This is a genomic window from Thermoactinomyces sp. CICC 10521, from assembly GCF_016055135.1.
Classification (GTDB): Bacteria; Bacillota; Bacilli; order Thermoactinomycetales; family Thermoactinomycetaceae; genus Thermoactinomyces_A; species Thermoactinomyces_A daqus.
The window spans coordinates 1-3,107 of the sequence record NZ_JAECVZ010000070.1; the positions used below are offsets into that span (position 1 = coordinate 1).

Consider the following 3,107-nt stretch of genomic DNA (forward strand, 5'->3'; position numbering starts at 1 on the left):
CAGCAGTCCATTTTCGCCGCCCCATAAAAAACGACCCCTTTCTTGCTTCCTTCCATTATACTTTATCTTTCGTCTGGAAGCGTATGGGGTCATTATAACTTTTATTTCGAACAACAGATAGTCAAGGTTACCAATGTTTTTCTGGTATTGCTTATGTTTTTGATAAAGTCCAAAATAATAAAATAAGCGAAAATGCGTGGGGAGATCCTCAATATGCTAATATCCTAATCATTAATAAGTTCATTGAGTTCATAAAGCCATACCGACTTTCCAAAGGTAAAAATAAAGTTGCTTCGTTACCAAATATTCCTAATGAGATTTGGCATGAAGGATATAACATGTTTAGACAATGGATACTAAAATATCAAGACCGCATATACTCTGAGGAGAAGTTTATCGAAACTCTTTTAAATCATGTTCCACATATTGTTAAATATAATATTTTTGACGACATTATCATCTATGAGAAAAATAACATCAACCGTTTATGGAATATTCCTCAAATAGAAGAAACTGAAAAAAAGCAATTATTAAAAGTAAGAATTGGACATGGGGAATTTAAGAAGAGACTGAAAGAACTGGATTGTTCGTGTAAAATTTGTGGATTAAAAGAAGAGGCTCTCCTAATAGCAAGTCACATTAAACCTTGGAGTCAATCTAGTAGTAAAGAACGCCTTGATGTATTCAATGGTTTTCTGTTATGTCCTTCCCATGATGCACTCTTTGATAAAGGATATATCTCATTCGATGATGATGGAAAAATACTAATATCAAAGCTACTAAATGTCGAAAGTTATAAACTATTAAACATTAATACGGAAACTAAAATCAATATACTGAAAGGACATAAAAGATATCTTCATTGGCATAGGATGAATGTCTTTAAAAGTTAGTGATAATTTGGCTATGAGCATGGGTGTCAACGCCGGGATTAAATTGGCTCTCCCGCACTTTTGATGAAACCCATTTTTAGTTATCATAAAATAGCCACTAGTCATTAAAAAAGGAGAACATCAATGGGGAGCCTTTCACCTAAGTGCGACACGAGACTACAACATTGGCATGTTGATGTAGAAAAGATAACCATTAGCCTGAAGTCTATACACCCAAAATCACGCTGCCCCTTGTGTTTCTTTTGTGTTAATCCTCTGTGTAAACGCTCCATTTACACAGAGCGTATTTCAAACTTTATTCAACCTTGGGCTCGAAAAACAAACAGACTTCTTGAAGCACTTAAACATGTTGCTCTTTCTTCAGGTGAAGCAGGAGCTCGTCTTTCTCAAAAACTAGGTATCGGCACGAGTGCCGATACTTTGCTACGCTTAGCTCGTATTGAATTGTCCAAAAATATTTCAGATATTCGCTTTGTGGGTGTCGATGACTGGGCCTATAAAAAAGGACATCGATATGGAACCATTATTTGCGACTTGGAAAGCCACAAACCAATTGATCTACTTCCAGATCGTTCTTCAAAATCATTGGCAAATTGGTTAAAGCAATATCCTACGATCACTATTGTTACACGTGATCGTTCTGCAGATGGAATAAAAAGAGGTGCACCACAAGCAATACAAGTAGCTGATCGATGGCACCTCCTAATGGAGATGCCCTGGAAAATTACTTACATAAAGTTCGTTTGCCGCAGCTATTGTCAATCTCAATCAGTAATACCAACTGTTCATCGAAAACAAAATACTTTGTCGAAACAAACAAGAAATGAAATACAACAACAAGAGCGCCGTGACCGAAAATGGAAACGTATTTTAGAAGTTCAATCTCTTTATCAAGATGGGGTACCTATACGAGAAATTGCACGTCGTTTAAAGATTAGCCGACAGTCAATTAGGAAATATATCAAAGAGTCTATGCCGGAGAAAGTAAAATCCAAACGCAAAAGCCTACTTGATCCATACAAACCGTTTATTTTGCATCGATTACAACAAGGGTGCAGTAATGCAATGCAGTTATTTAGAGAAATCGTGATCAAGGATACCCTGGTGGACATTCCATAGTCAGGATGTTTGTTGCTGATCACAGACATCTTATTCAAGAGTGTGCTTCTAAGCCCGTTACTCAAATGAAGTACCAGAAAATATCCCCTCGCACTGCGAGGGGGGTCATATGGAAGAAAGAAAGCGATCTTTCAGAGAGAGAAAAAGAAATATTAAAACTAATACTAGAATCAGATGAAAATATTAGAACAATATATAAACTCGTGCAATCCTTTTGGGATATTATGGATAGCCGCCAAGCTAAACAACTTGAAGATTGGATTAAAGAAGCAGAAATATGCGGAATACAGGAGTTAAAAGGCTTTGTTTTAGGGATTCGACGTGATTTTGACGCTGTGTATGCCTCTCTCAGTCTTGAATGGAGTAATGGGCTGGTTGAAGGACATATCCATCGTTTAAAACTCATTAAAAGACAAATGTATGGGCGAGCAAATTTTGATTTACTTCGTAATCGAGTTCTTTATCAAGAATAAGCAATAATTTAATTTACATTTTTTTCAAATTAACTGCTTGGGAATGATGACAGGCCTCTAGTGGTTTCATCAAAAGTGCGGGCGGGAGAGCCAATTATAGACCAGCGGTAACAATGGGGGCACGTATCAAAAAGAAAATTGTTCGTTTAGATATATTTTATACACTGTTATTGTGTAGGAGATACTCGTCCATAAGAGATTGTTCGGAAAGATACTAGCAAACCCACGACCTCTTCAAAAAGGATTGTGGGTTTGTTTAATTAAGCAAAATAAAAATGGAGCGCTATAAAACAAAACATAAAAATCCCTCGCTGATCTGAAGATTATAATTATGAAAGGATTAGAACTTTTTATGATAAGTAATAAACCCCACTTTCCATCAATTCCCGCTTGACATAATATATTGCTATAAAAAATACATAAGCGGATGGTGAGAGGAATTTGAGAAGATTTTTTTCGATTAATGTCAGTAAAGTTGATCAAGTCCAAAATTATGTGTAAATTTCCACGGTCAGAAAAAGTTGGCGTTCAACTTATGCGTGTGACTTTTGGCTGAGGTTTTTCTTTGGATTTTCGCCACTCCAAGTACTCGGTCATGTCCAAGTACTTTCTACCACTGGCC

At 36.4% G+C, this 3,107-nt stretch carries 3 protein-coding genes; all 3 read left to right on the top strand.

Translation table 11 applies throughout. From position 1 onward, the window contains the following. Nucleotides 1-338: 338 nt before the first annotated feature. Complete coding sequence (locus tag I8U17_RS17910) at nucleotides 339-893, top strand: HNH endonuclease (protein WP_198059979.1); 555 nt, start codon at nucleotides 339-341, stop codon at nucleotides 891-893. A gap of 123 nt (nucleotides 894-1,016) precedes the next feature. After that, nucleotides 1,017-2,012 (top strand): transposase, encoded by a 996-nt coding sequence (locus tag I8U17_RS17915; protein WP_198059980.1) that lies wholly within the window; start codon nucleotides 1,017-1,019, stop codon nucleotides 2,010-2,012. Nucleotides 2,013-2,077: 65 nt separating this feature from the next. After that, nucleotides 2,078-2,485: an ISL3 family transposase gene (locus I8U17_RS17920; RefSeq protein WP_483316481.1), complete on the top strand. Its 408-nt coding sequence runs from the start codon at nucleotides 2,078-2,080 to the stop codon at nucleotides 2,483-2,485. Nucleotides 2,486-3,107 lie beyond the last annotated feature (622 nt).

Coding starts and splice junctions, on each gene's coding strand:
- I8U17_RS17910 (WP_198059979.1), top strand. CDS start 339: ATGTTTAGACAATGGATACTAAAATATCAAGACCGCATATACTCTGAG.
- I8U17_RS17920 (WP_483316481.1), top strand. CDS start 2,078: ATGAAGTACCAGAAAATATCCCCTCGCACTGCGAGGGGGGTCATATGG.
- I8U17_RS17915 (WP_198059980.1), top strand. CDS start 1,017: ATGGGGAGCCTTTCACCTAAGTGCGACACGAGACTACAACATTGGCAT.